Origin of the sequence: Actinoplanes sp. CA-131856, from assembly GCF_050956135.1 — a bacterium.
Classification (GTDB): domain Bacteria; phylum Actinomycetota; class Actinomycetes; order Mycobacteriales; family Micromonosporaceae; genus Actinoplanes.
Map to the genome: position 1 here is coordinate 1,214,394 of NZ_CP191849.1, position 24,497 is coordinate 1,238,890.

The 24,497-nt window shown below is 71.9% G+C and carries 20 protein-coding genes; 10 read left to right on the forward strand and 10 right to left on the reverse strand.

The features are described from left to right. Positions 1-230: 230 nt before the first annotated feature. Positions 231-551: a hypothetical protein gene (locus ACQP2X_RS05900; protein WP_498694892.1), complete on the reverse strand. Its 321-nt coding sequence runs from the start codon at positions 549-551 to the stop codon at positions 231-233. 43 nt (positions 552-594) lie between these two features. Then, entirely contained in the window at positions 595-1,581 is a 987-nt protein-coding gene (locus tag ACQP2X_RS05905) for a zinc-binding alcohol dehydrogenase family protein (protein WP_498694893.1), read from the reverse strand. Between ACQP2X_RS05905 and ACQP2X_RS05910 the strand changes: the two genes are divergently transcribed. Next, on the forward strand, positions 1,576-2,619 hold the full coding sequence (locus ACQP2X_RS05910) for an L-dopachrome tautomerase-related protein (protein WP_498694895.1): 1,044 nt from the start codon (positions 1,576-1,578) through the stop codon (positions 2,617-2,619). The genes ACQP2X_RS05905 and ACQP2X_RS05910 overlap by 6 nt on opposite strands. Here the strand turns inward: ACQP2X_RS05910 and ACQP2X_RS05915 are convergent. After that, positions 2,616-4,541, reverse strand: coding sequence for a tetratricopeptide repeat protein (locus tag ACQP2X_RS05915; protein WP_498694896.1), 1,926 nt, complete (start codon positions 4,539-4,541; stop codon positions 2,616-2,618). The genes ACQP2X_RS05910 and ACQP2X_RS05915 overlap by 4 nt on opposite strands. A gap of 36 nt (positions 4,542-4,577) precedes the next feature. Here ACQP2X_RS05915 and ACQP2X_RS05920 point away from each other — a divergent pair, with 36 nt between their 5' ends. Continuing rightward, positions 4,578-4,868, forward strand: coding sequence for a hypothetical protein (locus ACQP2X_RS05920; RefSeq protein ID WP_498694897.1), 291 nt, complete (start codon positions 4,578-4,580; stop codon positions 4,866-4,868). A 41-nt stretch (positions 4,869-4,909) separates the two neighbouring features. On the opposite strand, the gene ACQP2X_RS05925 is transcribed toward ACQP2X_RS05920, so the two are convergent. After that, positions 4,910-6,043: a helix-turn-helix domain-containing protein gene (locus ACQP2X_RS05925; protein WP_498694898.1), complete on the reverse strand. Its 1,134-nt coding sequence runs from the start codon at positions 6,041-6,043 to the stop codon at positions 4,910-4,912. 134 nt (positions 6,044-6,177) lie between these two features. Between ACQP2X_RS05925 and ACQP2X_RS05930 the strand changes: the two genes are divergently transcribed. From ACQP2X_RS05930 to ACQP2X_RS05945, 4 genes are read left to right on the forward strand one after another with little or no spacing between them, the layout of a single operon-like run. Further along, on the forward strand, positions 6,178-8,781 hold the full coding sequence (locus ACQP2X_RS05930) for a helix-turn-helix transcriptional regulator (protein WP_498694899.1): 2,604 nt from the start codon (positions 6,178-6,180) through the stop codon (positions 8,779-8,781). A 9-nt stretch (positions 8,782-8,790) separates the two neighbouring features. Further along, a complete protein-coding gene (locus ACQP2X_RS05935; RefSeq protein ID WP_498694900.1) occupies positions 8,791-11,412 on the forward strand; it encodes a helix-turn-helix transcriptional regulator in 2,622 nt (873 codons plus the stop codon). Further along, complete coding sequence (locus ACQP2X_RS05940; protein WP_498694901.1) at positions 11,409-12,113, forward strand: ABC transporter ATP-binding protein; 705 nt, start codon at positions 11,409-11,411, stop codon at positions 12,111-12,113. Before ACQP2X_RS05935 ends, ACQP2X_RS05940 begins: the two co-directional genes overlap by 4 nt. Beyond that, positions 12,114-13,418 carry an ABC transporter permease family protein gene (locus tag ACQP2X_RS05945; RefSeq protein ID WP_498694902.1) on the forward strand — a complete coding sequence of 435 codons (1,305 nt, stop codon included), beginning with the start codon at positions 12,114-12,116 and terminating at the stop codon, positions 13,416-13,418. Here ACQP2X_RS05945 and ACQP2X_RS05950 read toward each other — a convergent pair. After that, on the reverse strand, positions 13,404-14,255 hold the full coding sequence (locus ACQP2X_RS05950; protein WP_498694903.1) for a LysR family transcriptional regulator: 852 nt from the start codon (positions 14,253-14,255) through the stop codon (positions 13,404-13,406). The two genes, ACQP2X_RS05945 and ACQP2X_RS05950, sit on opposite strands and share 15 nt — an antisense overlap. A 70-nt stretch (positions 14,256-14,325) precedes the next feature. Between ACQP2X_RS05950 and ACQP2X_RS05955 the strand changes: the two genes are divergently transcribed. Together ACQP2X_RS05955 and ACQP2X_RS05960 are read left to right on the forward strand one after the other, a co-directional pair. Continuing rightward, positions 14,326-15,183, forward strand: coding sequence for an NmrA family NAD(P)-binding protein (locus tag ACQP2X_RS05955; protein ID WP_498694904.1), 858 nt, complete (start codon positions 14,326-14,328; stop codon positions 15,181-15,183). A gap of 43 nt (positions 15,184-15,226) precedes the next feature. Then, positions 15,227-15,841, forward strand: a complete 615-nt coding sequence (locus tag ACQP2X_RS05960) for an SRPBCC family protein (RefSeq protein WP_498694906.1) — start codon at positions 15,227-15,229, stop codon at positions 15,839-15,841. Here the strand turns inward: ACQP2X_RS05960 and ACQP2X_RS05965 are convergent. From ACQP2X_RS05965 to ACQP2X_RS05975, 3 genes are read right to left on the reverse strand one after another with little or no spacing between them, the layout of a single operon-like run. Further along, positions 15,821-16,066, reverse strand: a complete 246-nt coding sequence (locus ACQP2X_RS05965) for a hypothetical protein (protein WP_498694907.1) — start codon at positions 16,064-16,066, stop codon at positions 15,821-15,823. The two genes, ACQP2X_RS05960 and ACQP2X_RS05965, sit on opposite strands and share 21 nt — an antisense overlap. A gap of 18 nt (positions 16,067-16,084) precedes the next feature. After that, the gene (glmS, locus tag ACQP2X_RS05970) at positions 16,085-17,911 is read right to left on the reverse strand and encodes a glutamine--fructose-6-phosphate transaminase (isomerizing) (RefSeq protein WP_498694908.1); all 1,827 of its coding nucleotides are present in this window, start codon (positions 17,909-17,911) and stop codon (positions 16,085-16,087) included. A 53-nt stretch (positions 17,912-17,964) separates the two neighbouring features. Next, positions 17,965-20,088: a bifunctional polysaccharide deacetylase/glycosyltransferase family 2 protein gene (locus tag ACQP2X_RS05975; protein WP_498694909.1), complete on the reverse strand. Its 2,124-nt coding sequence runs from the start codon at positions 20,086-20,088 to the stop codon at positions 17,965-17,967. A 103-nt stretch (positions 20,089-20,191) separates the two neighbouring features. On the opposite strand from ACQP2X_RS05975, the gene ACQP2X_RS05980 reads away from it, so the two are divergent. Continuing rightward, positions 20,192-21,175, forward strand: coding sequence for a glycoside hydrolase family 18 protein (locus ACQP2X_RS05980; RefSeq protein ID WP_498694910.1), 984 nt, complete (start codon positions 20,192-20,194; stop codon positions 21,173-21,175). A gap of 794 nt (positions 21,176-21,969) precedes the next feature. Further along, positions 21,970-22,134 (forward strand): hypothetical protein, encoded by a 165-nt coding sequence (locus ACQP2X_RS05985; RefSeq protein ID WP_498694911.1) that lies wholly within the window; start codon positions 21,970-21,972, stop codon positions 22,132-22,134. Between the two features lie 433 nt (positions 22,135-22,567). On the opposite strand, the gene ACQP2X_RS05990 is transcribed toward ACQP2X_RS05985, so the two are convergent. Both ACQP2X_RS05990 and ACQP2X_RS05995 read right to left on the reverse strand, forming a co-directional pair. Further along, positions 22,568-23,623 (reverse strand): VWA domain-containing protein, encoded by a 1,056-nt coding sequence (locus ACQP2X_RS05990; RefSeq protein WP_498694913.1) that lies wholly within the window; start codon positions 23,621-23,623, stop codon positions 22,568-22,570. Then, positions 23,623-24,414, reverse strand: coding sequence for a VWA domain-containing protein (locus ACQP2X_RS05995; RefSeq protein ID WP_498694914.1), 792 nt, complete (start codon positions 24,412-24,414; stop codon positions 23,623-23,625). The genes ACQP2X_RS05990 and ACQP2X_RS05995 overlap by 1 nt, the downstream gene beginning before the upstream one ends. Positions 24,415-24,497 lie beyond the last annotated feature (83 nt).

Consider the following 24,497-nt stretch of genomic DNA (forward strand, 5'->3'; position numbering starts at 1 on the left):
CACCGACCTATGGCTGTGGCCAGACGCCCGAAAGTGTTCGTCAGGGCGCTGTCGATGACCGAAGGTCAGCGGCTATAGAAGATCACCAGGACGGCGAAGAACCGTCGGCGTTCGACCCGGCCGCCTACAAAACGGCGTAACCGGGTCGAACGCGGCTTTAACCGGCGCAATCGTTTGGCGTGGGCTGACTCCGCGCCGTACCCGACGGCCCTTGATCTGAGAGACAGAACCTACCCGCGTTCCCGGCCGGGCAGCGGTGCTCCGCGGAGGAACGCCTCGTATGCCTCGCGGGCGTCGTCGTCGATCTCGGGGCGGATGGTGCTGTAGCGGGTGTCGGCCCTGTCACGGTGTGGGCCCGAGAGCCAATATTCCTCGTCGGTGTCGACGTCGTAGAAGTTGGCGTCGAACATTCCCGGCCAGCGACGGAGCGTCTTGCCGCGCCAATATGCCGTCTTCCAGCTCCGGTTGAAGCGCACCCGGCTGATCCACGCGGGCCCCAGGTCGGTGTCGTGACCGGTTTTCAACTGTACGAACATCACTCGCTCCGCCATGCGGGACATCGTCGGACGGAACCTCGCCGGCGCGCATCGTCATTTACGCGCGCGGGTGCCGGGGATCACGTCCGGCCGCGACCACGACCTTGCCGACGTTCGAGCCCTTGCCGGTGCCGACCAGGCGGTGCGCCTCGGTCAGTGTGGCCGCGTTCAGCGGGGACAGGCGGGTCGTCATCGTGGTGCGGAGCGTTCCCGCGTCGACCAGGCGGGCCACCTCGTCGAGCAGGCGGCCCTGACTGTCGTCGGCCGGGGCGTACATGGGCTTGGTGAACATCAGCTCCCAGTGCCACGTGATGCTCCTCGCCTTCAGGTCCTGGATGCTGTCGACCGCGTCGATGGCCACGACGTGACCGAACGGCTTGAGCAGCCGGGCGAACTCGCCGACGTTTCCCTTCGAGTGCGGGGAGAAGACGTACTCCACGCCCGAAGGTGCCACCTTCAGGACTTCGTCGGCCAGGCCCGCGTGGTGGTCGATCACGTGGTGGGCACCCATCTCCAGCGCCCACTCGCGCGACTCCGGCCGGGACGCCGTGCCGATCACCGTCAGGCCGGTGAGGTGCCGGGCCAGCTGGGTGATCATCGAACCGACGCCGCCGGCGGCGGCCAGGGCCACGATCGTTCCGGTGCTCGCGGCGGTCAGGCGGAGGTGCTCGAACAGCGCCTCCCAGGCCGTGATCGTGGTCAGCGGCAGGGCGGCCGCCTCGGCGAAGTCCAACGTGGACGGCTTGTGGCCGGCGATGTGCTCGTCCACCACCTGGAGTTCGGCGTTGCTGCCCTGGCGGCGGATGCTTCCCGCGTAGTAGACCTCGTCGCCCGGCCGGAACCGGGTGACGTCCGGGCCCACCTGTTCCACCACGCCGGCCGCGTCGTAGCCGAGGATGCCGTGGCCCCGGGCGGCGCTCTGCACGTCGACCGGGTTGACGGAGACCGCGTGCACCCGGACCAGCAGGTCGTGCGGGCCGGGGACGGGCGTGGGGGCCTGGACGTCGCTGAGGTGGTGGGCGGAGGTGACGGCTACCGCGTGCATGGTGGTTCCCTTCGGTCGCTGGGCGCCTGGGTGGCGCCCGATTTCGAGGTTGTGGCGGAACTGCACGATCTGATGCCGACCGGTGTGACAGTCACCGACGACGGGCGGGTCTTCGTCTCGGTGCCGCGCTGGGGCGACGAGGTGCCGTTCACGGTGGCCGAGATCGTCGACGGCAAGCCGGTCCCGTATCCGAGCCGGGAGTTCAACGACGAGCACCTGATCTCCGTGCAGAGCGTCGTCGTCGATCCGCGCGGTCACCTGTGGCTGCTCGACACCGGCAGCCTCGCCTTCGCGCCCTGGGTGGAGAACGGGCCCAAGCTGGTCGAGATCGACCCGGCGACCGGCGACCTGGTGCGGGTCATCCGGCCGTCGGCCGGGGCGATTACCCCGACGACCTATCTGAACGATGTGCGGTTCGACCTGGCGAAGGGGTACGCCTACATCACCGACTCGCAGCCCGAGGGCGCCCTCATCGTCGTCGATCTGGAAAGCGGGGAGAGCTGGTCGCGGCTGCGCGGGTACGCCGCCACCCGCGCGGTCGACGGTTTCCGCGCGGTCGTGCAGGGCGTCGTGCGGGACAACTACGTCGTCGGCGCCGACGGCATCGCCCTCGACGCCACGGGGGAGCGGCTCTGGTTCTGCCCGCTGTCGAGCCGGCGGCTCTACAGCGTTCCCACGTCGGTGCTGACCGACCGGTCGCTGAGCGACGACGAGGTGGCCCGGCACGTCACCGATCACGGCGACAAGGGCGCCTCCGACGGGCTCGAGTCGGACACCGCAGGAGCTTTGTACGCGACCGCGTACGAACACAGCGCCGTTCTCAAGCGCGGCGCGGACGGCACCTGGTCGACCGTGCTGCACGCGCCGGGCGCGCTCTGGCCGGACACGCTGGCGCTGGCCGCCGACGGCCATCTCTACGTCAGCGTCAACCAGCTGCCGCGGTCGCCGCTGTTCAACGGCGGTGTGGACGACCGGATCCCGCCGTACCAGATCGTGCGGGTCCCGGTCGGCGCCCAGCCCGTCCGGCTGATCCGCTAATGGCCGAGGTCGGCGAGCCGGCGGCGGAGGTCGGCGGCCCGCTCCTGCTTGCCGGCGGCCAGCATGATCTTCAGCGAGGCGCGCAGGTGGGCCGCCGCCTCCGCCGGGCGCCCGGCGCCCGCCTCGGCCGAGGCCAGGGTCTCCAGGCTGAAGGCCTCGGTGTGCCGCACCCCGAGCTCACGGGCCAGGGCAAGGGCCCGGCCCAGCACCGCCGTCGCCTCGTCCCAGTGACCCAGGTCGAGGTGGTCGCGGCCGATCGCCAGCAGGGCGTCCGGCCGCAGCACGTCGGCGACCGCCGGATCGAGCAGGCCCGGGGTGTCGCACATCTCGAGCATCCGCTCGTGCCGGGTCAGCGCCTCGGCCGGGCGGCCGAGCAGGCGCAGCACGTTGCCGAGCGCGCCCACCGCCGTGCTGGCGCCCTCGGCGTCGCCGGCCTGTTCGAAGAGCCGCCACGCGCGCTCGGCGTTGGCCGACGACTCGGCCAGGTCGCCCTCCATGCGCGTGTAGTCGGACAGGAACCGCAGCGCCCAGCCCTGCTGGGTGAGGTCGCCGGCCTCCTCGGCGACGGCGAGCGCGGCCCGGGCGTTGCCGAACGCCAGGTCCTTGCGGCGGCGGACCATCGCGGCGAACCACGACAGGTAGTTGAGCATCTCGGCCTCTCGGGCGCGGTCGCCGAGCGCCACCGCGCTGTCCCGGCCGAGCTCGAAGACCTCGTCCCAGTGGCCCCAGTACGTCCAGCGTTCGCAGAACCAGTGCATGGCCGAGGCCGTACGGACGACGCTCTCGTGCCGCCCGGCCGCGGCGGCCAGTCGCAGCGCGCCCAGCCAGTTGTCGCCCTCGGCCATCAGCCACGCCTGGGCGGCCGGGGCGCCGGCGAAGAAGCCGCCGGTGACGCCGGGCTCGAACCAATTGCCGGCCGAGGTCGCGGTGTCGAGCAGCCAGGTGACCATCTCGGCGGTTTCCGCCGCCTCGGCCGTGAGCCGCTGACGGGCGTACGCCCGCATCAGATCGTGAAATCCGTAGCGGGCTCCGGCCACCGATTGGAGCAGCCCGAGGTCGACCAGTTCCTCGAGCCCGGTGCTCAGATCGGCCAGCCGGGCCGCGAGCTCGTCGACGTCCCAGTCCGGCTCGCTGACCAGCCGGTTGCCGACGATGCGCAGCGCCAGCGGCAGCCGTCCGCAGAGCTCGGCGACGCGGGCGTCGGCCACCCCGGTGATCGATTCGAGCAGTTCCAGGGCCTCTTCCGGAGACAGGGCGTCCAGGTGTACGCGGTGGGCCCGCTCCAGGCCGGCCAACACCGACCGGCTCGTGACGAGGGTCAGCGAGGTGGCGTCACCGTGCAGCAGCGGCCGCACCTGGCGCTCGTCGAACGCGTTGTCGAGCACGATCAGCGCCCGCTTCCCGCCGATCACCGACCGGTAGAGCGCCGTCCGCTGCGCCAGGTCGTCGGGGATCTCGCGCGGCCCGAAGCCGAAGGCCCGCAGCAGCTGCCGCACGGCCTGGCCGCCGTCGAGCGGGGTGTCGTCCAGGCCGCGCAGGTTCACCACGTGCGTGCCGTCGGGATAGCCGCCGGCCAGCGTCTGCGCGGCCCGCATGGCCAGCGAGGTCTTGCCGACGCCGCCGGCGCCGGCGATCACCGCGACCGGGCCGTCGGCGCGCCCGGCGAGCTCGCCCAGCAGGGTGAGCTCGGCGACGCGGCCCACGAAGTCGGTGAGGAAGGGCTCACGTTCGGGCCGGAACGTCTCGACGGGCACCCCCAGCGCCCCGGCCAGCAGGGCGAGCGTGCGGCGCTGGGGCCGGCGGCTGTGCCCTCGTTCCAGATCGCCGATGCCGCGGACGCTGACGCCGGAGGCCGCCGCCAGCTCCTCCAGGCTCAGCCCGGCCGCGTGCCGCTGTTCGCGCAGAACCGCACCTAGATCCACCTCCGCATTATCCGTTCAAGATCATCAGGGAGAGTCGTGCTCGACGAGATTTTCGACACCTACGGCGGCCGCAAGCTCTGGGAAGAGGCGCGGGAGATCAGCGCCCGGCAGTTCTTCGGCGGGGCGCTGTGGGCCATGAAGGGCCACCCCGGCGCGCTCGACGACGTCCAGGTCACCGTCGACCTGCACCGCGAGCACACCCGGCAGGAGCCGTTCTTCGCCGACGGCCACTACACGAACTTCACCCCGGAGCGGATCGCCGTCGAGACCGGCGACGGCGAGGTCGTGGAGGAGCTGCTCGACCGAGCGCACCATCTACAGCCGTGACGGGAACGACGCGAAGGTTCCGGACCCGGTGGTGGTGTCGATCAAACTGACCGAGGTGACGGTGGCGTGAGCAGGTAGAGGCGCAGCAGCTCGTGCAGGTGGCCGCCGATGACCAGGCCGGCCTCGGCCAGCTCGTCCAGCGCGTCCACGGCGGTGACCGGCTCGTCGCGGGCCATCGCCTCCAGCGCCGCGTGGCTGGCCGGGGAGAGCCGGGCGCAGGTGGCGTCGAACGCGTCGCGCACCCGCAGGTCGCCCGCGACCAGCCGGTCGAGACGCCGAGCGGGGTCGGCCAGCCGCTCGGCCAGGGTGGCCGCCGTCCAGCCGGGCCGGCTCGTCAGGCGGCTCCCGGCGATCCTCAGAGCCAGCGGATAGTTGCCGCAGAGCCGGGCCACCTCCCGCAGCGCCGCCTCCGGCCCTGGTGGGGCGTGTGTCACGGCGCGCAGCATCGCCACGGCGTCGTCGTCGCCCAGCGGGCGTAGCCGCACCCGGGTCGCGCCGGTCAGCCCGCCCAGCGGCCACCAGGAGGTGACCACCACCGTGGTGGCGCCGTCGCCGGGCAGCAGCGGCCGGATCCGCGCCTCGTCCCCGGCGTTGTCAAGCACCAGCAGGCGCGGGCTCCCGGCCAGCGTCTGGCGCAGCAGGTCGGCCCGGTCCTCCGGCGCGGACGGGATGGCGGCCGCCTCGACGCCGCAGGCGCGCAGCAGCCGGGCCAGCACGAGGGAGGTGTCGAGCCCGGTCAGGTCGACGAAGAGCCGCCCGCCGGGGAACCGGTCGCAGGCGCCGTGCCCGGCGTGCACGGCCAGCGCCGTCTTGCCCATGCCGCTCGGCCCGCAGATCACGACCGGTGGGCCGGGCCGCATCAGCTTGTCCAGCTCGGCCAGCTCGGCCGCCCGTCCCGTGAAGTCCGGCAGGTCGGCCGGCAGCAGGCACAGCGGGGGCGCCTCCACCGCCGAGGGGCGGGCCGCCTCGTACAGCGCCGTCCGATCGGAGTCGCTCACCTCCAGGGCGTCGGCCAGGGCCCGTACGGTCCGCGACTGAGGCTCGAGGCTCTTGCCTCGCTCGATGTCGCTGATGGCCCGCACGCTGACACCGGACCGCTCGGCCAGCGCCTCCAGCGTGAGCCCCGCCACCAGCCGGAAGCCGCGCACCAGCCCGCTCAGCGGAACCCCCGACATGACCCTCCCCACACCCTGCCCGATTTCCGCTGCTTCGCCCCGGGGCCGAGCGGCCCGGCAGAAGAGTTCTGCCTGCGTTCTGCATGGTCGCCGCCCCCGCTCGAAGCTTAGATCCGAAGCGGAGAGGAGGCACGATGAGCGTGATCGCTGAGTTGCCCGGCCGCGCCGCGGAACGGGAACGCCTGAGCCGCGCGCTGCGCGACGCCGGTAGCGGCCGGCAGGTGATCGTCCTGCACGGCGAGGCCGGCATCGGCAAGACCGCGTTGCTGCGGTCGTGCGCGGCCGAGGCCGTCACCCTCGGCTTCCGGGTGGTCGAGGCGGACGGGCTGAGGCCCGGCCCCGGCGCCGACCCGCTGGTCCGGCGGCTGACCGTGCTCTCGTCGGTCCTGCAACTGTGCCGCCTCGGTCCCGTGATGATCACCGCCGACGAGGTGGACGCCGACATGGTCGGCCTGCTGATGTTCGTGGCCCGCCGGCTGCGCCGCGAACGGCTGCTGGTGGTCTTCGCCGCACGGCGCCTGCTCGCCTTCGGCCGGATCAGCGCCGAGGTGACGCTGCTGCCGGTGGGCCCGCTGCGCCCGAACGCGGCGGCCGGTGTGCTCGACAGCCGCCCGGTGCCGCCGCGAGGCGCCGTGCGGGCCGAGATCCTGCACTACGCCGCGGGTAACCCGTTCGCCCTGACCGAGCTGGCCCGCGCGGTCGCCGACGGCCCGCTGGCGGCGCTGCGGCGCGATTACCGGATCAGCGTCACCGGGCTGCTCGCCCGGACCTTCGTGCCCGAGCTGGGCGATCTGCCGCCGGCTACCAGACGGATCCTGCTGTACGCCGCCGCGTCCGAACACGACGACCTGGGCGCCGTGCTCGCCGCGGCCGGCGCGACGCTGGCCGACTGCGGCCCGGCCGAGCAGGCGAGGCTGATCGCCGTGCTGGGCGGGCGGCTCAGCTTCGCCCGCCCGATGATCCGCGCGGTCTGCTATTTCACCGCGTCGTTCGGCGACCGGCAGGAGGCGCACGCCCGCTTGGCGGCGGTCTCGGCCGAGTCGGCCGCCCGGGACTGGCACGTGGCCCACGTGGGCGGCACGACCGGCGACTTCATGGCCGTGGCCCTGGAACGCGCGGCCGACGTGGCGGCCGCGCAGGGCCGGGGCCTGGAGGTGGCGGCCCTGCTCGAGAGGGCGGCCGAGAACAGCACCGACCCGCACGACGCGGCCCGGCGTTACGGCCGGGCCGCGGCCGAGGCCGACCGCTGCGGCGACATCGACTGGAGCCACCGCCTGTGCGACCGGGTGGTCGAGCTCACCGGCGACCCGCGCCTGCTGGCGTCGGCGCTGGCCGTCACGGGCAACGTCCGCATGTACCGCCCCGCCACCGAAACCCTCGCCGCCGCCGAACGTCTGCTGACCGGCACCCCAGCCGCCGCGGCCCCGATCGATCCGGCTCTGGCCGTCGGGGTGCTGGCGATCGCGGCGCGTTCCGTGCTCACCGACGGCGCGGCCGAGAGCGTGACGACGCTGCGCCGGCTCATGACGCGGCTTCCGGCCGGTGGGCCGATGTCACCGCTGCGGGCGCTCGCCGAATGCGTCGCCGACCCGGCCGACTGGGTCGCCCGCACCGGGCCGCTGAGCGAGTCGGCCCTGCTCCACCCGCTGGACGGACCGGCCGAGCGGGTGCGGCTCCTCGCCATCGGCGGTGTCGCCTGGATGGCCGACGAGGTCGACGTCGCGGCCGACCTCTACCGCCGCGCGGTCGACCTGGTGCACGCCGACGGCTCCATCGGCGTGCTCGCCGTCGCCACCGTCGCCCTGGCCGAGGCCCTGCTCGACCTCGGCCGCCTCGACGAGGCCGGCCGCGTGCTGGCCGACGCGGCCGACCTGGTCGGCGCCAACTCGGCCAGTCCGATGCGCCGGGCCGTCGTCACCCAGCTGGCCGTCCTCGCCGTGCGCCGCGGACGGCTCGCCGAGGCCCGGGGCCTGCTCGACCAGGCCGGCGACCCGTCCGGAGCCGAGAGCCCGTTCGTGGCCTGTCTCATCCACCGGGCCGCCGGCGAGCTGGCCGCCGCCACCGGCGACCACGCCGCCGCCGTGCGCCACTACTCCGCCGTTTTCACCGAGGACGGCACCCCGATCCACTTCCTCATGGCGCACCGCGTGGTCCTGCCACTGGCCGGCGCCGCCCTGGAGGCCGGCCTCCAGCGCGAGGCGCTCGCGGTGCTGCGGCCGGCGTCGGCGCGGTCCGTGCCGCCCAGCGCCCGGCGCCGCTGGTCGTGGGCGCTCGCCTTCGCCCTTCTCGACTTCGACGCCGATTCCGACCAGGCGGTGGACCTGCTGGCCGAATCCGACGCCGGCGTCCGCTGGCCGTACGAGCACGCCCTGGCCCAGTCGCTGGTGGCCGAGGCGCTGCGGACGCGCCGCCGTCCGGTCGAGGCCCGGCCGCTGTTCGTCTCGGCCCTCGACACCTTCCTGCGGCAGGGCGCCGTCCACGACGCCGAGGCCGTGCGGGCCCGGCTGCGGGCCACCGGCGTGGTGCGGGCACAGACCGGCGAGGGGTACGCCTTCGACCGGCTCACCGCCCAGCAACAGCAGATTGCCCGTCTGGCCGTTCGCGGACTGTCCAACCGGGCCATCGCCGAGCAGTTCGGCTTGTCGCCGCGCACGATCGGGTTCCACCTTTATCAGATCTACCCGAAGCTCGGGATCGCGCGCCGCGACCAGCTTCGCGACGTGATCCCGGCGCGCTGAGGGGGCGACGTGACGGAGCTGGCCGGCAGAGACAAGGAGTTACAAGCGCTGGAGGCGCTGCTCGACCCCGAGCGCCGCGACGGCGCGGCGATCGCGGTCACCGCGAGCCGCGGCCGGGGCACGACCAGCCTGCTGGCCGAGGTCGCGCTCCGGGCCGCCCGGCGGGGCTTCCGGGTGTTGCGGGCCACCGGGCACCGCGACGAGCAGGATCTCGACGGGCTCGGACTGCACCAGCTCATGCAGCCGTTGCGCACGTTGGTGACCACACTGTCCGATCAGGAGCAAGCGGCCGCCCGGGCCGCCGTCACCCTGCGATCGACCGGCGCCGCGGTGCTCCGGGCCGGCGCCCACGCCCTGCTCACCACGGCCGCCCGGCAGCAGCCGGTGCTCGTCGTCGTGGACGACCTGCACCTGCTCGACCAGGTCTCGGCCGGCGTGCTGCGCGACCTGGTCGACAGCGTGGCGAGGCGCCCGGTGGTGTTCGTCCTGGGTGTACGGGCACGGCACGCCGCCGGCATCCGCTCGGCCGGGGTGTCCGTGCTGCCCCTGGAGCCGCTGCCCCCGGCCGCCGCCGCCGAACTGCTGGGCAGCCGCCCGGACGTGCCGCGTGGCCGGGGCCGTCTGGAGATCCTGCGCTGGGCCCGGGGCAACCCGCGGGCGATCCTCGACCTGGCCGCGGCCTTCGCCGGCGCCTCCAGCGCGGAGGTGCTGCGCCCACCGCTGGAGAGGGTCCTGCCCATCCGCGAGCGCTACGCGGCCGACCTGGCCCAGCTGTCAGCGGGCGCGCTGAGATTGGTCCGCCAGGTCAGCGCCCGGGTGGCCGATGAGAGCCTGCCCCAGGTGCTGGCCGCCGCCCAAGTGTCCGATGCGGACGTTCGCCAGGCCTTGGATGTCGGGCTCCTGGAACGGTACGGCTCCACCCTGCGCCTGGCCGACCCACTGGCCGGCATCGCCGCCTACTGCTCCTGCCCAGCCGCCGAACGCACCGAACTGCACCGCCGCTTCACCTCGGTCCTCCCACCCGGCTCCCTCACCTACGCCCTGCATCGCGCCGCCGAGGCCACCGGCCCCGACGAGGAGATCGCCGCCGCGCTGGAGAAGAGCGCGGCCGCTGTGGAAGCAGACGCCCCGGGTGCGTGGCAGCGGGCGGCCGAGTTGTCGCCCGCTCCGGCCGACGCGGTCCGGCGCTATGCCGGGGCGATCGCGGCGGCGAGCGCGATGGGTCAGACCAGCTGGGTGCTCGACCTGCACGCGGCCAAGGCCGCCATCGACGAGGACGCGGCGCTGGCGCCGGAAACCGCGCGGGCAGTGGCGCTGGCGCTGTCGCGGCGGGGACGGCAGCGCGCCGCCATGGACGTGATCGCCGACAGCTGCCGCCGGCATCCGCCGCGCACATCAGCCGCCGCGATGCGGATGGCTGTCTCGGCCGCGCACATCAGCCGCCTGTCGGGGCTTCCCGAGCACCGGGCGGTAGTGAAGAGCCTGGCCGGTCTGGCCGGCGGACACGATGAGCCGGCGCCAGTGCTGCTGCGCCTTGCGGTCGAGGCGGCCGCGGATCCGTACATCTGTGGGAAGCCTTTTGCCGTAAGCGCTCCCGAAGATCCCACCGAGGCCACCCTTTTGGCCTATCTGGCCGACGCCGCCGGTGACCTCGCCACCGCGGCGCGCCTGCGGGCCGGCGCTCTCGACGTCGAGGCCCGGCTTCCCTACGCCACCAATCTGGGCGACCAAGGGCGCTGGCGTGAGGTGTCCGAGGTGCTCGCCGAAGGGCGGCTTCTGTGCGCCACCGCCGACCTTCCGCTTCTGGAGTGGGAGATCTCGCTCCAGGAGTCGGTCATGGCCGCCCTTCGTGGCGACGCCGTGAAGTCGCGGGAACTGGCCGAGTCGGCCTGGAACGGCATCGATCTGCACCAGAACCGGCGCCTTCGGTACTACCTGGAGGTGGCGGCCGGCAACGCCGCCATGGCCGAAGGTGATTTCGCTCTCGCCCACCGGCATTTCCAGGTGCTTTTCGATGCCGGGCGTTTCCATCCCGACGGCGGCGCCTACGCCCTGCTCGGCCTGGCCGTCATGGCGCCGCACGCGGGCCGCCAGGAGGAAGGGCTCGCCTTGCTGGCCGGCTATCCGCTGCCCGGCCGGGCCCGGATGCGCCTGCTGGCCGAGCACACCCGGGCCGCGCTCACCGACGACGCGCGGACCGAGGAGCACTTCCGCCGGGCCGTCGACGACCCGGAGGGGGAGGCCTGGGTGTTCGAGCGGGCCCTCGCCCGCCTGCACTTCGGGGCGTGGCTGCGCCGCAAGCGCCGGCCCTCGGAGGCGCGGGCCCAGCTCACGGTCGCGCTGCGGGCCCTGGAGGCCATGGGTTCCGGCCCGCACGCCGCCATGGCGCGGACCGAGCTGGCGGCCGCCGGTGAGGGCGCCGACGCCGAGCCCGCGGCCGGCGACCCGCTGGGCCGGCTCAGCCCTCAGCAGCGGCAGATCGTCCAGCTGGCCGCCCGTGGCCTGCGTAACAGTGAGATAGCGGCCCAATTGCGTGTGTCGCCACGTACCGTCGGCACTCACTTGTACAACGCGTACCCCAAGCTCGGCGTCAGCGGACGCCGGGAACTCGGCACCCTTCTGGCGGGATGATGGCATCAGTCGAGGTCGGCGACCTCACGAAAGAGTTCGACGGCAGCCCGGTGCTGCGCGGCGTCAGCCTGAGCGTGGAGCCGGGCGAGTTCCTGGCCGTGGTCGGCCCGAGCGGCTCGGGCAAGTCGACGCTGCTCTACTGCATGTCCGGTCTCGAACCGGCGACCTCGGGCCGGGTGCGGATCCTCGGGCAGGAGCTCGGCGGGATGCGGCGGGGCGCGCTGGCCGCGCTGCGCCGCGACCACGTCGGGTTCGTCTTCCAGTCGTACAACCTGATCCCCTCGCTCACCGCGAGGGAGAACGTGGCGTTGCCGGCCCGCCTGGCCGGACGGAAGATCTCCGCCGCCGACGTCGACCGCGCGCTCGAGGACGTCGGCCTGTCCGAGCGGGCGGCCTATCGGCCGTCCAAGCTCTCCGGCGGCCAGCAGCAACGGGTGGCGATCGCGCGGGTTCTGGCCGTACGCCCGGACGTGGTCTTCGCCGACGAACCCACCGGGGCCCTCGACACCACGTCCGGCGCCCAGGTGCTCGACCTGCTCGCCAAGGTGCCGGCCGAGGGCCGCTCGGTGGTGATGGTGACGCACGACCTCTCCGCCGCCGCGCGGGCCGGCCGGGTCATCGTGCTGCGCGACGGGCGCATCCATCGCGAGCTGCGGCAGCCGTCGGCGGCCGAGGTCTTCGCGGCGCTGGAGGCGTCCTAAGTGGTCCGTCTCATCCTGGGCGACCTCGTCGCCAACGCCCGTGTCTGGCTCGGCACGCTGCTGATCGCCGCCGCCACGGCCGCGGTCGGGGCCGTCGTGGCCAGCGAGATCGCCACGGCGCTCTCGGTGGGCGGCAACGACGCCCTCGCGCTGTACGGCATCAGCGGCACCATCGCCGCCTTCACCATCGTCACGGCGCTGATCGTGGTCGGCTCGGTCGCGGGACTGACGGTCACGCTGCAACAGCGGGGGTACGCCCTGTGGCAGCTGGTCGGCATCAAGCCGGCCCTCGTGCGCACGGTCGTGACGGCCCAGCTGCTGATCGTCTCCCTGCTCGGCGCGGTCCTCGGCTGTCTGGCCGCGACACCCTTCCTTCAACCGCTTTACCGGTACGCCTTCACGGACTCACCGTCGCTGGCCGGACTGCGGCCCCGGTTCGATCTGTCCGCGGCCGTGCCGGTCGTGCTCTTCGTCGTCGTGGTCCTGACCATCGGCGGTTCCCGTAGCGCCGGCCGGGCCTCGCGCACGCCGCCGATCCGTTCGCTGCGCGAGACCGAGCCGCCGGACCGCCGGATGACCGTGGCCCGCTGGGTGGGCGGCCTGGCCACGGCCGGCATCGTGGTGGCGATCCTGGCCTCGCTGCCGGGCACCGGCGCCGACACGATCGCCGAGCCCCTCATGCTCATCGCCCCGCTGGTGGCCGGGGTGCTGGCCGCCTTCGGCCCGCTCTTCCTGGCTCGCCTGGTGCGCGCGTGGACCGGCCTGGTGCCCTTCGAGGGCTCCTGGTATCTGGCCCGCAACAGCACCGCGTTCAACGTCGGCCGCAGCACCGCCACCATCAGCCCTCTGACGGTGGCGATCGCCCTGGCCGGCGGCCTCTACTCGGCCAACGAGACGGCCAGCGGCGGCCGCTCCGATCTCGGCACCGGGGCGGTGGTGCTGCTGCTGGGCGGCCCGCTGCTGCTGGCCGTCCTCGGCGCGGTGGCCACCGTGTTCATGTCGAGCCGGCGCCGCGAGCGCGAGTTCGCCCTGATCGTCGCGGCCGGCGGCACGCCCGGCACGGTGCTGACCGCGGCCGCCTGGGAGGCCGTCATCTACGTCGGCACCGCCCTGCTCCTGGGCGGCGTCTCCGTGCTGGCCACCGCGCTGGCCGGCGCCTGGGCGGTCGGCGTCTTCCCGTCGTTCGGCGCCGTGCCCGCCCTGACCGTGGCCCTGGTCAGCTTCGTGCTCGTGCTGGCCGCGACCGTGCTGCCCACGGCGGTGGCCCTGCGTCACGAGGTGCCGAGCGTGCTAGCTCCCGAGTAGGGCCGGCGTCTGCGCCACCTCGCGGGCCACACGCACGAACGCCGCCACCTCCAGCGAGCGCGACCCGGCCGGCCACACCACCTTCAGGGCCACCGGGTCGAGGCCCTCGACCGGCCGGAAGGCGGTGTTCGGCCGGGGGAACCGCCGGGCCACCCACTCGGGCAGGAACCAGACGACGCCGCTCACCTCGACCAGGTTGAAGATCTGCGACAGGTCGAACTTCTTCACGCCGGCCGCCATCCGGCCCTCGGACGCGTCGGTACCGTCCGGCAGCTTCTTGCCGCGCAGGTCGGACAGGGTCAGCGACTCGCGCGCGGCCAGCGGGTCGGCCGCGGCCAGGGCCACCACGCTGGGCCCGGTCAGCAGCGTCTCGGTGTCGAGCCCACGCTCGTCGAACGGGGCCGGCAGCAGCGCCACGTCGGCCCGCCCGTCGAGCAGCGCCGGCACCTGCTCCCCGCGCCCGCCCAGTTGCAGCTCCACCGGCATGACGTCGTACGCGTCGAGGATCCGCGGCAGCAGCCCCGCGTCGTAGTCGGCCTTGAGGGCGAGCCTCAGCGACCGGGTCGGCTGGCCGGCCCGCCGCGCCCGTCGCTGGGCCGCCGCCACCGCGTCCAGCGCCACCCGCGCGTCCGCCAGCAGCGACTCGCCGGCCGGGGTGAGCGCCACCTGACGTGTCGTGCGGACCAGCAGCTGCACGCCGAGCTGCCGCTCCAGCTCCCGGATGGCCCGCGACAGCGGCGGCTGGGCCATGCCGAGCCGCTCGGCCGCCCGGCCGAAGTGCCGCTCCTCGGCCACCGCCACGAAGTAGCGCAGCTGTCGCGTCTCCAAATCACTCATACCGCCACGGTATCAATCCGGACGCAGTCGGTCTTTCCGCTTTCCGCCCGAGCGGCGTTCACTCATAGTCATGATCGTTGTTACAGCACCCACCGGCCAGATCGGCTCCCAGGTCGTCGAGAACCTGCTCAAGGCCGATGCCCCCGTCCGCGTGATCGCCCGCGACCCGGCCCGGCTGGCCCCCGGCGTCGCCGAGCGTGCCGACGTCGTCCAGGGCTCACACGGCGACCCGGCGGTGGCCGCCACCGCCCTCGACGGCGCCGACGCCGTCTTCTGGCTCGTGATGGCCGACCCGCACGCCGCCACCGTCGAAGACGCCTACACCGGCTTCACCCGGCCGGTGCTCCCCGCGCTGGCCCGGACCGGCCGCGTCGTCAGCGTCTCGGCCCTCGGCCGCGGCACTCCCGTGGCCGGCCGGGCCGGCCACGTCACCGGGTCGCTCGCCCAGGACGACCTGATCGCCGCCACCGGCGTGCCCTACCGGGCCCTGGCCATGCCGTCCTTCATGGACAACGTGCGGCGACAGGCGGCCTCGATCAAAGACCAGGGCGTCCTGCACGGCCCGTACGTCCCCGGCCTGCCCCTGCCGACCGTAGCCACCCGGGACATCGCCGCGGTCGCCACCGACCTGCTGCTCGACGACAGCTGGACGGGCTCCGGTGAGGTGCCGGTCATCGGCCCCGAGGACCTGACCTGGACCGAGATCGCCGCGATCATCTCCGACGTGCTGGGCCGCCCGGTCCGCTACGAGCAGACCCCACCCGACGTCTTCAAGGCCAACATGCTCCGCTTCGGCAATTCGGAGGCCATCGCCCAGGGCCTGCTCGACATGGCCCTGGCCAAGAACAACGGCCTGGACCACGTCGCCCCCGGCGTCCCGCGCACGCCCACCACTTTCCGGCAGTGGTGTCTCGCCAACCTCTCTTGATATGCAGCCAATCGGCTGCCTATGCGCCAACCTCGTCACCACGATGCGGCGAGGGCGCGAGAAGCTCCACTTCCTGAACGCCGAGCCGATCCACGCGATCACCGAGCGCTGGATCAGCCGGTACGACCGGGATCGCGTCCTCGCCCTCGCCGACCTCAAGACCGCGCTGGAGGAGACCGTGGAGCCCTTCGTCTACACGACCTACATCAAGACCACGCCCGACCGTCTGTGGCAGGCCCTGACCGATCCGGCTTTCACCGCCCGCTACTGGGGCGTGGCCTTCGAGTCGTCCTGGAAGCCGGGCGAGACCATGACCTGGACCGAGAACGGCAACCCGATCGCGGACGCCGAGCAGGTGGTGCTGGAGTCCGACCCCGGCCGCCGCCTCTCGTACACCTGGCACACCTTCACCCCGGAGTGGGCGGCCGCCGCCGGCATCGCCGGCGACGTCCTGGCCAAGCTCCGCGACGAGCAGCGCTCCCGGGTCACCTTCGATCTGGAGCCGGCCGGCGACACGGTCAAGCTGACCGTGACCCACGACCGTTTCGACCCCGGCAGCACCCTGCGCACGATGATCAGCCAGGGCTGGCCGGCCCTGCTCTCCGGCCTCAAGACCCTGCTGGAGACCGGGGACCCGCTATCCGAGCCGGCGGCCTGACCTCTGCCAGTTGCGGAAAACGAAGCGGTGCACTGACTTCAGGCCCAGCCACAGCGCGGGGTAGAGCACGGCGGCGAGCCGGCGGCGGACCGTGACCGTGGTGGTGCGGGTGATCCGCGTGCCCGTGCCGGAGGGAGCGAGCTCGAAGACGTCGCCGAGGCGGCAGAGCGCGGGCCACAGCTCCTCGGGGCTGCGCGGCACCGTCCAGCCCGTCCGTACGATCACGCGCCCACTGTAGGACGTCTATTCGACGGTGACGGACTTGGCCAGGTTGCGGGGCTGGTCGACGTCGTGGCCCCGGGCGGCGGCGATCTCGCAGGCCAGGATCTGCAGGGGCACCGTGGTCAGCAGCGGGGCCAGCAGGGCGGCGGTGGGCGGGACGGTGATCAGGGCGTCCGCGTACGGCTCGACCGCCTCGTCGCCGTCCTCGGCGATCACGATGGTGCGGGCGCCCCGGGCCCGCACCTCCTGGATGTTGGAGACGACCTTGTCATGCAGGACGCCGCCGGGGGAGGGCACCACGCAGATCACCGGGGTCGCGTCGTCGATGAGGGCGATCGGGCCGTGCTTGAGCTCGCCGGCCGCGAAGCCCTCGGCGTGCATGTAGGCCAGCTCCTTCAACTTGAGGGCCCCTTCGAGGGCGACCGGGAAGCCGACGTGCCGCCCGATGAAGAGCACCTGCGGCGCCGAGGACAGGTCACGGGCCAGCTTCCGCACCGGGTCCATCGCCTCCAGCAGCCCGGTGAGCTGGGACGGAACGGCCAGCAGCCGGCGGGCGACCTCCGGGGCGGCGGCCGGGGCCAGCCGCAGGGCCAGCAGGTAGCAGGCGGCCAGCTGGGTCAGGAACGCCTTGGTCGAGGCGACCGCGATCTCCGGGCCGCCGTGCGTGTAGACGACGGCGTCGGACTCGCGGGCGATGGTCGAGCCGTTCGTGTTGCAGATCGCCACCACCCGGGCGCCCTGCTCCTTGGCGTGGCGCAGGGCCATCAGGGTGTCCATGGTCTCGCCGGACTGGCTGATCGCGACGACCAGCGTGGTGGGATCGAGGATCGGGTCGCGGTAGCGGAACTCGCTGGCCATCTCGACCTCGCACGCGATCCGGGCCCACTGCTCGATCGCGTACTTGGCGACCAGGCCCGAGTGATGGGCGGTGCCGCAGGCCACGATGACGACCTTCGCGACGTCGCTCAGGTCCAGGTCGCCCAGGTCCAGGTCGACGTCGCCGTTCTCGAGCAGCCGCCCGCGCAGCGTGTCGGCCACCGCTCGGGGCTGTTCGGCGATCTCCTTGAGCATGAAGTGGTCGTGGCCGCCCTTCTCGGCGGCCGACAGGTCCCAGTCGACGTGGTAGTCGGTGCCGCGTGACGGGGAGCCGCCGAAGTCGGTGATCTCGATGGCGTCCGGGGTGATCAGGACGACCTGGTCCTGGCCGAGCTCGATCGCCTCGCGGGTGTGCTCGATGAACGCCGACACGTCGCTGGCCAGGAAGTTCTCGCCCTTGCCGCGGCCCACCACCAGCGGGGAGTTGCGCCGGGCGCCGACGACCGCGCCGGGGGTGTCCGCGTCGACCGCGAGGAGCGTGAACGCGCCTTCGAGCTGCCGGGAGACCCTTCGCATGGCCTCGGCCAGGGCTTGCGGTCCGGTCACGCCTTCTTGGCGTACGACCGCAAGCGCCCCCGACAGCAGATGCGCCGCCACCTCGGTGTCGGTGTCGCTGATGAGCTCGGCGCCGCTTTTGTCCAACCCCGCGCGCAGCCGGGCGAAGTTCTCGATGATGCCGTTGTGGATGACCGCGACCCGGCCCGCGACGTGCGGATGGGCGTTGCGGTCGGTCGGGCCGCCGTGCGTGGCCCAGCGCGTGTGCCCGATGCCGGTCGGCCCGTCCGAGAAGCCCTCGGCCAGCGCCTTCTCCAGGTGGACGAGCTTGCCCGCCCGCTTCTCGGTCCACAGCACGCCGTCGTCGAGAACGGCCACGCCGGCCGAGTCGTAGCCGCGGTACTCCAGGCGCCGCAGGCCGTCCATCACGATTTCCACAGCCGGCCGCTCGCCGGCGTATCCCACGATTCCGCACATGCCGGCGACCGTATTGCCGCAATCCGGCCATTTCGCTGTGGCCTTTCCGTGGGTCAGCTGTGGGGCGGAGCGTCCCCGGTCGGCAGCTGCTGGCCCATGAGCGCGTTCAGGCCGCCCGTGCGGCGCAGCTTCTGCCAGCCGAGCCGGATGCCGCGGATCGCCGACAGCATCGACTGGATCAGCACCAGGTACATGAGCTGGCGATAGACGAACTGCTGCAACGGCATCCGCCACAGCGGGCGCATCGATTCCTTGTCCAGCCGGAAGGCGTACATGGTGCTCAGCAGTTGAAGGAGCAGCACGCCGAGCCAGGCCGCCACCGTGAGCAGCGGCTCCAGGAAGATCAGGCCGTAGATCAGGAAGACGTCGATGAGCGGCGACAGCAGCGGCATCAGCGTCTGGAACAGGGCCAGGTTGAGCAGACCGCGCCGCCCGAACTTGCCACCCGGTCCGCGCTCGAACAGCGCCCGGCGGTGCTTCCACATCGCCTGCATGGTGCCGTAGCTCCACCGGTAGCGCTGCTTCCACAGCTGCGCCATGGTCGACGGGGCCTCGGTCCAGGCCCGCGAGCGGTCCTCGTAGACCACCCGCCACCCGGCCCGGATGATCGCGATGGTCAGGTCGGTGTCCTCGGCCAGCGTGTCCTCGCTCAGCCCGTTGACCTGCTCCAGGGCCGTACGCCGGAACGCGCCGATCGCCCCCGGCACGGTCGCCATGCAGTGCATGACGTCGTACGCGCGCCGGTCGATGCTGAAGCCCACCACGTATTCGATGTGCTGCCAGAGCGGGATCATGCCCTTGCGGTTGGCCACCTTGGCGTTGCCGGCGACCGCGCCGACGCCCTCGTTAGCGAACGGCTGCACCAGCAGGGCCACCGTCTCCGGCTCGAAGACCGTGTCGCCGTCCATCATCACGACGACCTCGGTGCCGGCGTGCGCGATGCCGTTGTTGAGCGCGGCCGACTTGCCGCCGTTGGGCTGCCGCAGCACGGTGACGTTCGGATGGCCGAGCCCCTCGGCGATCTCCGCCGTGCCGTCAGAGGAGCCGTCGTCGATCACGATGATCTTGATCGGATGGGTGCTCCTGGTCAGCGAGGCCAACGTGTCGGCGATCATCTCCTTCTCGTTGTACGCCGGTACGAGAACGGTCACGGGTGCTTCGTACGGCGGACCCCAAGAATTTTTGGGGTTTTTGAACCTTTTCGCGTGTTTCCGCGCGAGCCCGAGCATCAACAGCAGACGCAAGATCATGAGTACGCCCAGCACCAGCAGTAACGTGGCGAACCAGTCGGTGATCTTCTGCGCCACCTGCACGGCGCCGACGATCCCGAGCCCGTAGATCCGCTCGTCCGTGGTGGCCTTCGGGTTGACCGTCGACATGCCGGTCAGCGCCTTGATCGTGGTGAACGAGTAGCCCTCGTTCTTCAGGTACGGGATGACCGACTCGAGCGCCGTCGCCGTCTTCGACCGGTCGCCGCCACCGTCGTGGAACAGCAGGATGGCGCCCGCGTCGTCGTCCGGCAGCACGGCGTCGATGATGTCCTGCGTGGTGGTGTCCGGCTCCCAGTCCCGGCTGTCCAGGTTGTTGACGACCGTCAGATAGCCCTTCTCGCCCATCTCGGCCATCACCGACCAGGTCGGGTTGTCCAGCGCGGCCACCGTCGACGAGTAGGGCGGCCGGAAGATCACGCTGGACACGTTGGTGGCGCCGGCCAGCGCGAACTGCGTCTCCGACATCTCCACGTCCTGCCGCCACGTCGACTTGCCGGACATCTCCGGATGGGTGAACGTGTGGATGCCGATCTCGTGCCCGGCCTCCTCGACCTGCTTCGACACCGACGGATAGCGGCTGATCTCGGAGCCGATCTGGAAGAAGACACCCGGCACGTCGTACTTGTCGAGGACCTTCAGGATCTCCGGGGTGTACTCCGGGCTGGGCCCGTCGTCGAAGGTCAGCACGATCTTGTTGTCCGGCACGGTCACCGTGGTCGTGGTGGTGCCGTCGGTCTGGATGATCGGCCCGCCGTTGAGCGCCGCGTCCGGCACCTCATCGGTCTCGGACGTCGACTCGGCCGCCCCGTCCTGGGTGAACTCGCCCGTCACGAGACCATTCACGAGAAGAATGCTGGCGAACAGCCCGAGCAGCACGACGAGCAGGACCCAGCGCGGCTGAGGCACACGGAGACGCCGTGTTTTCGGCGCCTCCTTGACAGTTTCGACGGACACGACTCAGCGTACGGTTCTGCTCTTTCCCGCACCCGGAGAATGGGATAGTCCGAGAGTGCTCGCCCGAATCGCTGTAGTCGCTTTCGTGCTCGCCGCGGCGGCCTGCTCGTCCTCCTCGTCCACCTCATCCACCCCGTCGGCATCGTCATCCTCATCGGCGGGCGCACCGCCCGCGGTGGCCCCATATGTCGACATCGTCAGCGGCACGGCCGACATCAGCGCGATCGCCACGGCCACCGGCCAGAAGGACTACACGCTGGCGTTCATCCTGGCCGACAGCGCGGGCGGCTGCACCGCGACGTGGGGCGGGAAGACGGCCCTGGACGACAGCACGGTCGCCGCCGAGATCGCCAAGATAACGGCGTTGGGCGGCACCCCGATCGTCTCCACGGGCGGAGCCTCGGGCACCTATCTGGAGACGGCCTGCACGTCGGCCGACGACCTGGCCACCCAGTACGAGGCGGCCCTGGACCAGGCCGGCAGCAACGTCCTGGACGTGGACATCGAGCAGACGATCACGCCGGCCACGGTGGTCTCGGCCCTGAGCAAGCTGCAGAAGGCCCGGGGCACGTCGATCACGTTGACGGTCCCGGTCGGCGGCACGGTGCTGGGCCTGACCGACGCGAGCATCGCCCTGCTGACCGCGGCCGAGGCGGCCGGCCTGGACGTCACGGTCAACGCGATGACCATGAACTTCGACGGCGGAACGGCCGACTGGGGAACAGCGATGACCACAGCCAGCGAGGCGGTGAAGGCCGACATGGCAGAGGTCTGGCCCGACAAATCAGACACCGAGATCTACGGCATGCTGGGCGTGACCCCGATGATCGGCACCAACGACTCCTACGCCACGACAACGATCGCGAACGCGACGACGCTGCGCGACTGGGCTTCGGAGAAGGGCTTGGCTTTCGTACGCTTCTGGTCCGTCAACAGGGACAACAACGGTTGCACGGATGGGACGGTGAGCGCTACTTGCTCGGGGATCGCCCAGACCGAGTATGCCTTTACGACGCTCTTCACCAAGTTCACCACCTGATCGGGTCAGACCCGCCAAGCCGCGCCCGCGTCGCGCGGTGTTCTCGCCTCGTCTAGCCGGGCCGCGTTCCCCCTCGATCTAGCTGCTCCGGCCCGCTGTGCTTGGCCCGCTTGGCCCGCTGTGCTTGGCGCGCTGTGCCTGGCCCGCTGTGCCTGGCGCGCTGTGCTTGGCCCGCTGTGCGCGGCCTGACCGTGTTCAGCCTGCTGCGGTTGGCGCAGCCGGGGCCTGAGCCGTCGCCGCCCACCTGTGCGTCCGCGACACGCGACTGCGCCGGCCGAACAGGTGGTGCTGCCGCCCGCGTGACCTGCTTGTTCTCTCGCCCCGGCGCCGGCGAAGCCGGCCGCCGAGCGGCGTGCCCGTAGCTTCTCGCCCCAACTGGTCCATCCCGAACCCCCACCCACCCGGGGAGCCGGTGGAGACCTTACGCCGAGCGCGGCAACCGACGGCAACCCTGTGGATAACTCTGTGGACAGCGGTGCGCAGCTCGACGATCACGGCTCACGTGCTCCGGCGTAGGAGTGATGCGCGAATGACAATGAACGGCGCCGTGAGGAGCTGAGCCATTGGCGGCCCGGCGGTCACATGGCCGCGGTGGGCGCTGGGCCGCCGGTGGCCATATGGCCGCGGTGGGCGCTGGGCCGCCGGTGGCCGCAAGGCCAAGGTGGGCGCCGGGCCGCAGAGGGCGCGGGGCCAGCGGGTGGCTGAAGTAGGCCCCGGGCGGAACTCAAGCTGGTCGGGGTCAGGTGGGCCCCGGGCGGAACTCAGGCGGACTGGGATCGTGGGCCGCTCGCCTGATGCTGGCTGTGGCGCCTCAGCTGGAGCTGGACGACGAGGACGACGACGTCGAAGCCGAAGCCGACGCCGACGCTGAGGCGGACGTCGATGTGGAGACCGTGGCCTTGGTGGACAAGCCTGAGTCGGCGGCCTGGACGACGCTGGCGCCTACGACTGCCATGTAAACGGTGGCGAAAAGGGCCAGGAAAAAGCCGATCACGCCGACGAGGCGCTTTCGGCGGCCGCTGGAATCCACGAAAACCTGGGTGGTGGATTCGGTGGCCGGGACGACGGCGGCGGAGCGGATCATCGGAATTGTTTCCTCTCGGCGGGAGCGCTTTCTGCTACACCGAAAAGATAGGAGCCGCGGCCAACAGAATTCCTGTCCGAGACCTAGGGTCTTTCTGTGGATAAAAACGCGTCAGGTAATTGCGTGATCACCCAAAGTTAAATGGCGTCGAGCATCCCAAAGGCCACAGCGAATTCTCAACTGCTTCCGATGTGCCCGATATGTTCGCCCACACGGCGACATCACGAAGCGTAACTGAACGGCCGCGAAGAGCGATGCATCAGGCGACGGGCTCGAAGCGTTACATCACGCCGGGTGACCGAAAAACCCTATTTACGAGGTAATGGCGCCCGGTTCCACCAGAGCGAAAGCCCCACCCCCGCAAACACGAGCAAAGCTCCAGCCATCACAAACCAGACCGAAACCTCGACCTCCTGCTTACGCAGGTTGAACTCGCGCGGCAGATCCGTCAGCACGTCCACCAACTGGTCCGCGTCCTCGGCCCGGAAGTACTTCGCGCCCGTCACGTCCGCGACCTTCGTCAAGGCGTCCTCGTCGATCTCCTGATTGCGGCCGGCTCCCCGTCCTCCTCCGCCGAAACGGCCGCCGCCGAATGGGGAGTCGCCGCCTATCTGGTCGGCCGTGCAGACCATCGGGGCGGGGGTCGTCGTGCCGAAGCCGATCGTGTAGACGCGCACCTTGCGGGCCGCCGCCTGCTCGGCCGCCGTCACCGGGTCGACGCCCGTCGTGTTCGAGCCGTCCGTCAGCACCACGATCGTGTCCGGCTCGTAGTCGCCCGTGTTCTCCAGCGGTGGCAGGTCGGCGCCCGTCTTCGCCACGTTCGGGTTCGTCTCGGCGATCGCGTCGATCGAGGTCAGGATGGCCTGGCCGATCGCCGTGCCGCGGGCCGTGCGCAGCGTGCCGATCGCGTCGATCAGCTGGTCCTTGTCCGTTGTCGGGGCCACCAGCAGGCCCGCGATGCCCGAGAAGGCCACCAACCCGATCCTCGTGCCGTCCTGCTGGGCCTTGATGAACTCGCGGGCCGCCTGGGTCGCCACCGTGAACCGGTTGGGTTCCACGTCGGTCGAGCACATCGAGCCCGACACGTCGATGGCCAGCAGGATCGACGTGCTGTTGGACGGCACCGACACCGTCGCCTGCGGGCGGGCCAGGCCCACCGCCAGCGGCAGGAAACCGGCCAGGAAGAGCCACACCGGGATGCGGCGCTTCCATGACGTACGCCCGGGCAGCGCGGCCCGGATCACCGCCACGCTCGAGACCGTCACGGCGGTGCGCTTGCGGCGCCGGTTCAGCCACCAGCGGGCCGCCAGGAGCAGCGGCACGGCCAGCAGCGCGAGCAGCGCCCACGGCCAGCTGAACGACATCAGACGATCCTTCCGTGCCAGCGGGTGCCCAGCAGCGCGCCGAGCATGAGCAGCAGCAGGGCGGCGCCGGCGAACGGCGCGGTCAGCTCCACCGGCTCCTTCTTGGCGGTCAGTCGCAGGTCGATCGACTTCGTCGTGTCCGACACCGCCGCCGCGTCACCGGCCGGGTGGTACGCGCCACCGGTGACCTGCGAGATCGTGGTGAGTGTCTGCTCGTCGAGCTGCGTGCCGAGCTGGTAGCCGTCGACTTCGACGGTCGCGCCCTTGGCCGTGCCCACGCCGACGGTCTGGATGCGTACGCCCGCCGCCGCCGCCAACTCAGCCGCCGCCGCCACGTCGGGCCCTCCCGTCTCCTGCCCGTCCGAGAAGACGACGATCGTCGCCGACGGCCAATAGCCGAGCTCGGGCGCGGGTGCGCCGTCCTGCGGAAGCGCGACCGGCTTGCCGGTGATCGTGCCCAGCCCGACCAGGATGGCCTGGCCCAGCGACGTGCCCCCGCTGGCCGACAGCCGGCCGATCGCGGCCACCGCCGCGTTGTGGTCGTCGGTCGGCGCCTGGGTGAGCAGCGCCTGGTCGCCGAAGACGAGCACGCCCACGTCGACCGTGTCCGGCTGGTCCTCGACGAAGTCCTTGGCCGCCTGCTGGGCCGCACCGAGCCGCGACGGCGTCACGTCGGTCGCCCGCATGCTGTTCGAGACGTCGAAGGCCAGCAGCACGGTCCCGGACACGCGCGGCACACTCAACTCGGCCTGCGGGCGGGCCATGCCGACGAGCAGGACCGGCAGAGCCAAGAGAATTAGTCCGTACGGCAAGTGACGGCGCACCGAGGACCCACGGCCGACCAGCGAGGCGAACCCGGATGCGGCCAGCGCCG

Coding starts and splice junctions, on each gene's coding strand:
- ACQP2X_RS05900 (WP_498694892.1), bottom strand. CDS start 551: ATGGCGGAGCGAGTGATGTTCGTACAGTTGAAAACCGGTCACGACACC.
- ACQP2X_RS05905 (WP_498694893.1), bottom strand. CDS start 1,581: ATGCACGCGGTAGCCGTCACCTCCGCCCACCACCTCAGCGACGTCCAG.
- ACQP2X_RS05925 (WP_498694898.1), bottom strand. CDS start 6,043: ATGTCGGGGGTTCCGCTGAGCGGGCTGGTGCGCGGCTTCCGGCTGGTG.
- ACQP2X_RS05930 (WP_498694899.1), top strand. CDS start 6,178: ATGAGCGTGATCGCTGAGTTGCCCGGCCGCGCCGCGGAACGGGAACGC.
- ACQP2X_RS05940 (WP_498694901.1), top strand. CDS start 11,409: ATGATGGCATCAGTCGAGGTCGGCGACCTCACGAAAGAGTTCGACGGC.
- ACQP2X_RS05950 (WP_498694903.1), bottom strand. CDS start 14,255: ATGAGTGATTTGGAGACGCGACAGCTGCGCTACTTCGTGGCGGTGGCC.
- ACQP2X_RS05955 (WP_498694904.1), top strand. CDS start 14,326: ATGATCGTTGTTACAGCACCCACCGGCCAGATCGGCTCCCAGGTCGTC.
- ACQP2X_RS05960 (WP_498694906.1), top strand. CDS start 15,227: ATGCGGCGAGGGCGCGAGAAGCTCCACTTCCTGAACGCCGAGCCGATC.
- glmS (WP_498694908.1), bottom strand. CDS start 17,911: ATGTGCGGAATCGTGGGATACGCCGGCGAGCGGCCGGCTGTGGAAATC.
- ACQP2X_RS05985 (WP_498694911.1), top strand. CDS start 21,970: ATGCTGGCTGTGGCGCCTCAGCTGGAGCTGGACGACGAGGACGACGAC.
- ACQP2X_RS05990 (WP_498694913.1), bottom strand. CDS start 23,623: ATGTCGTTCAGCTGGCCGTGGGCGCTGCTCGCGCTGCTGGCCGTGCCG.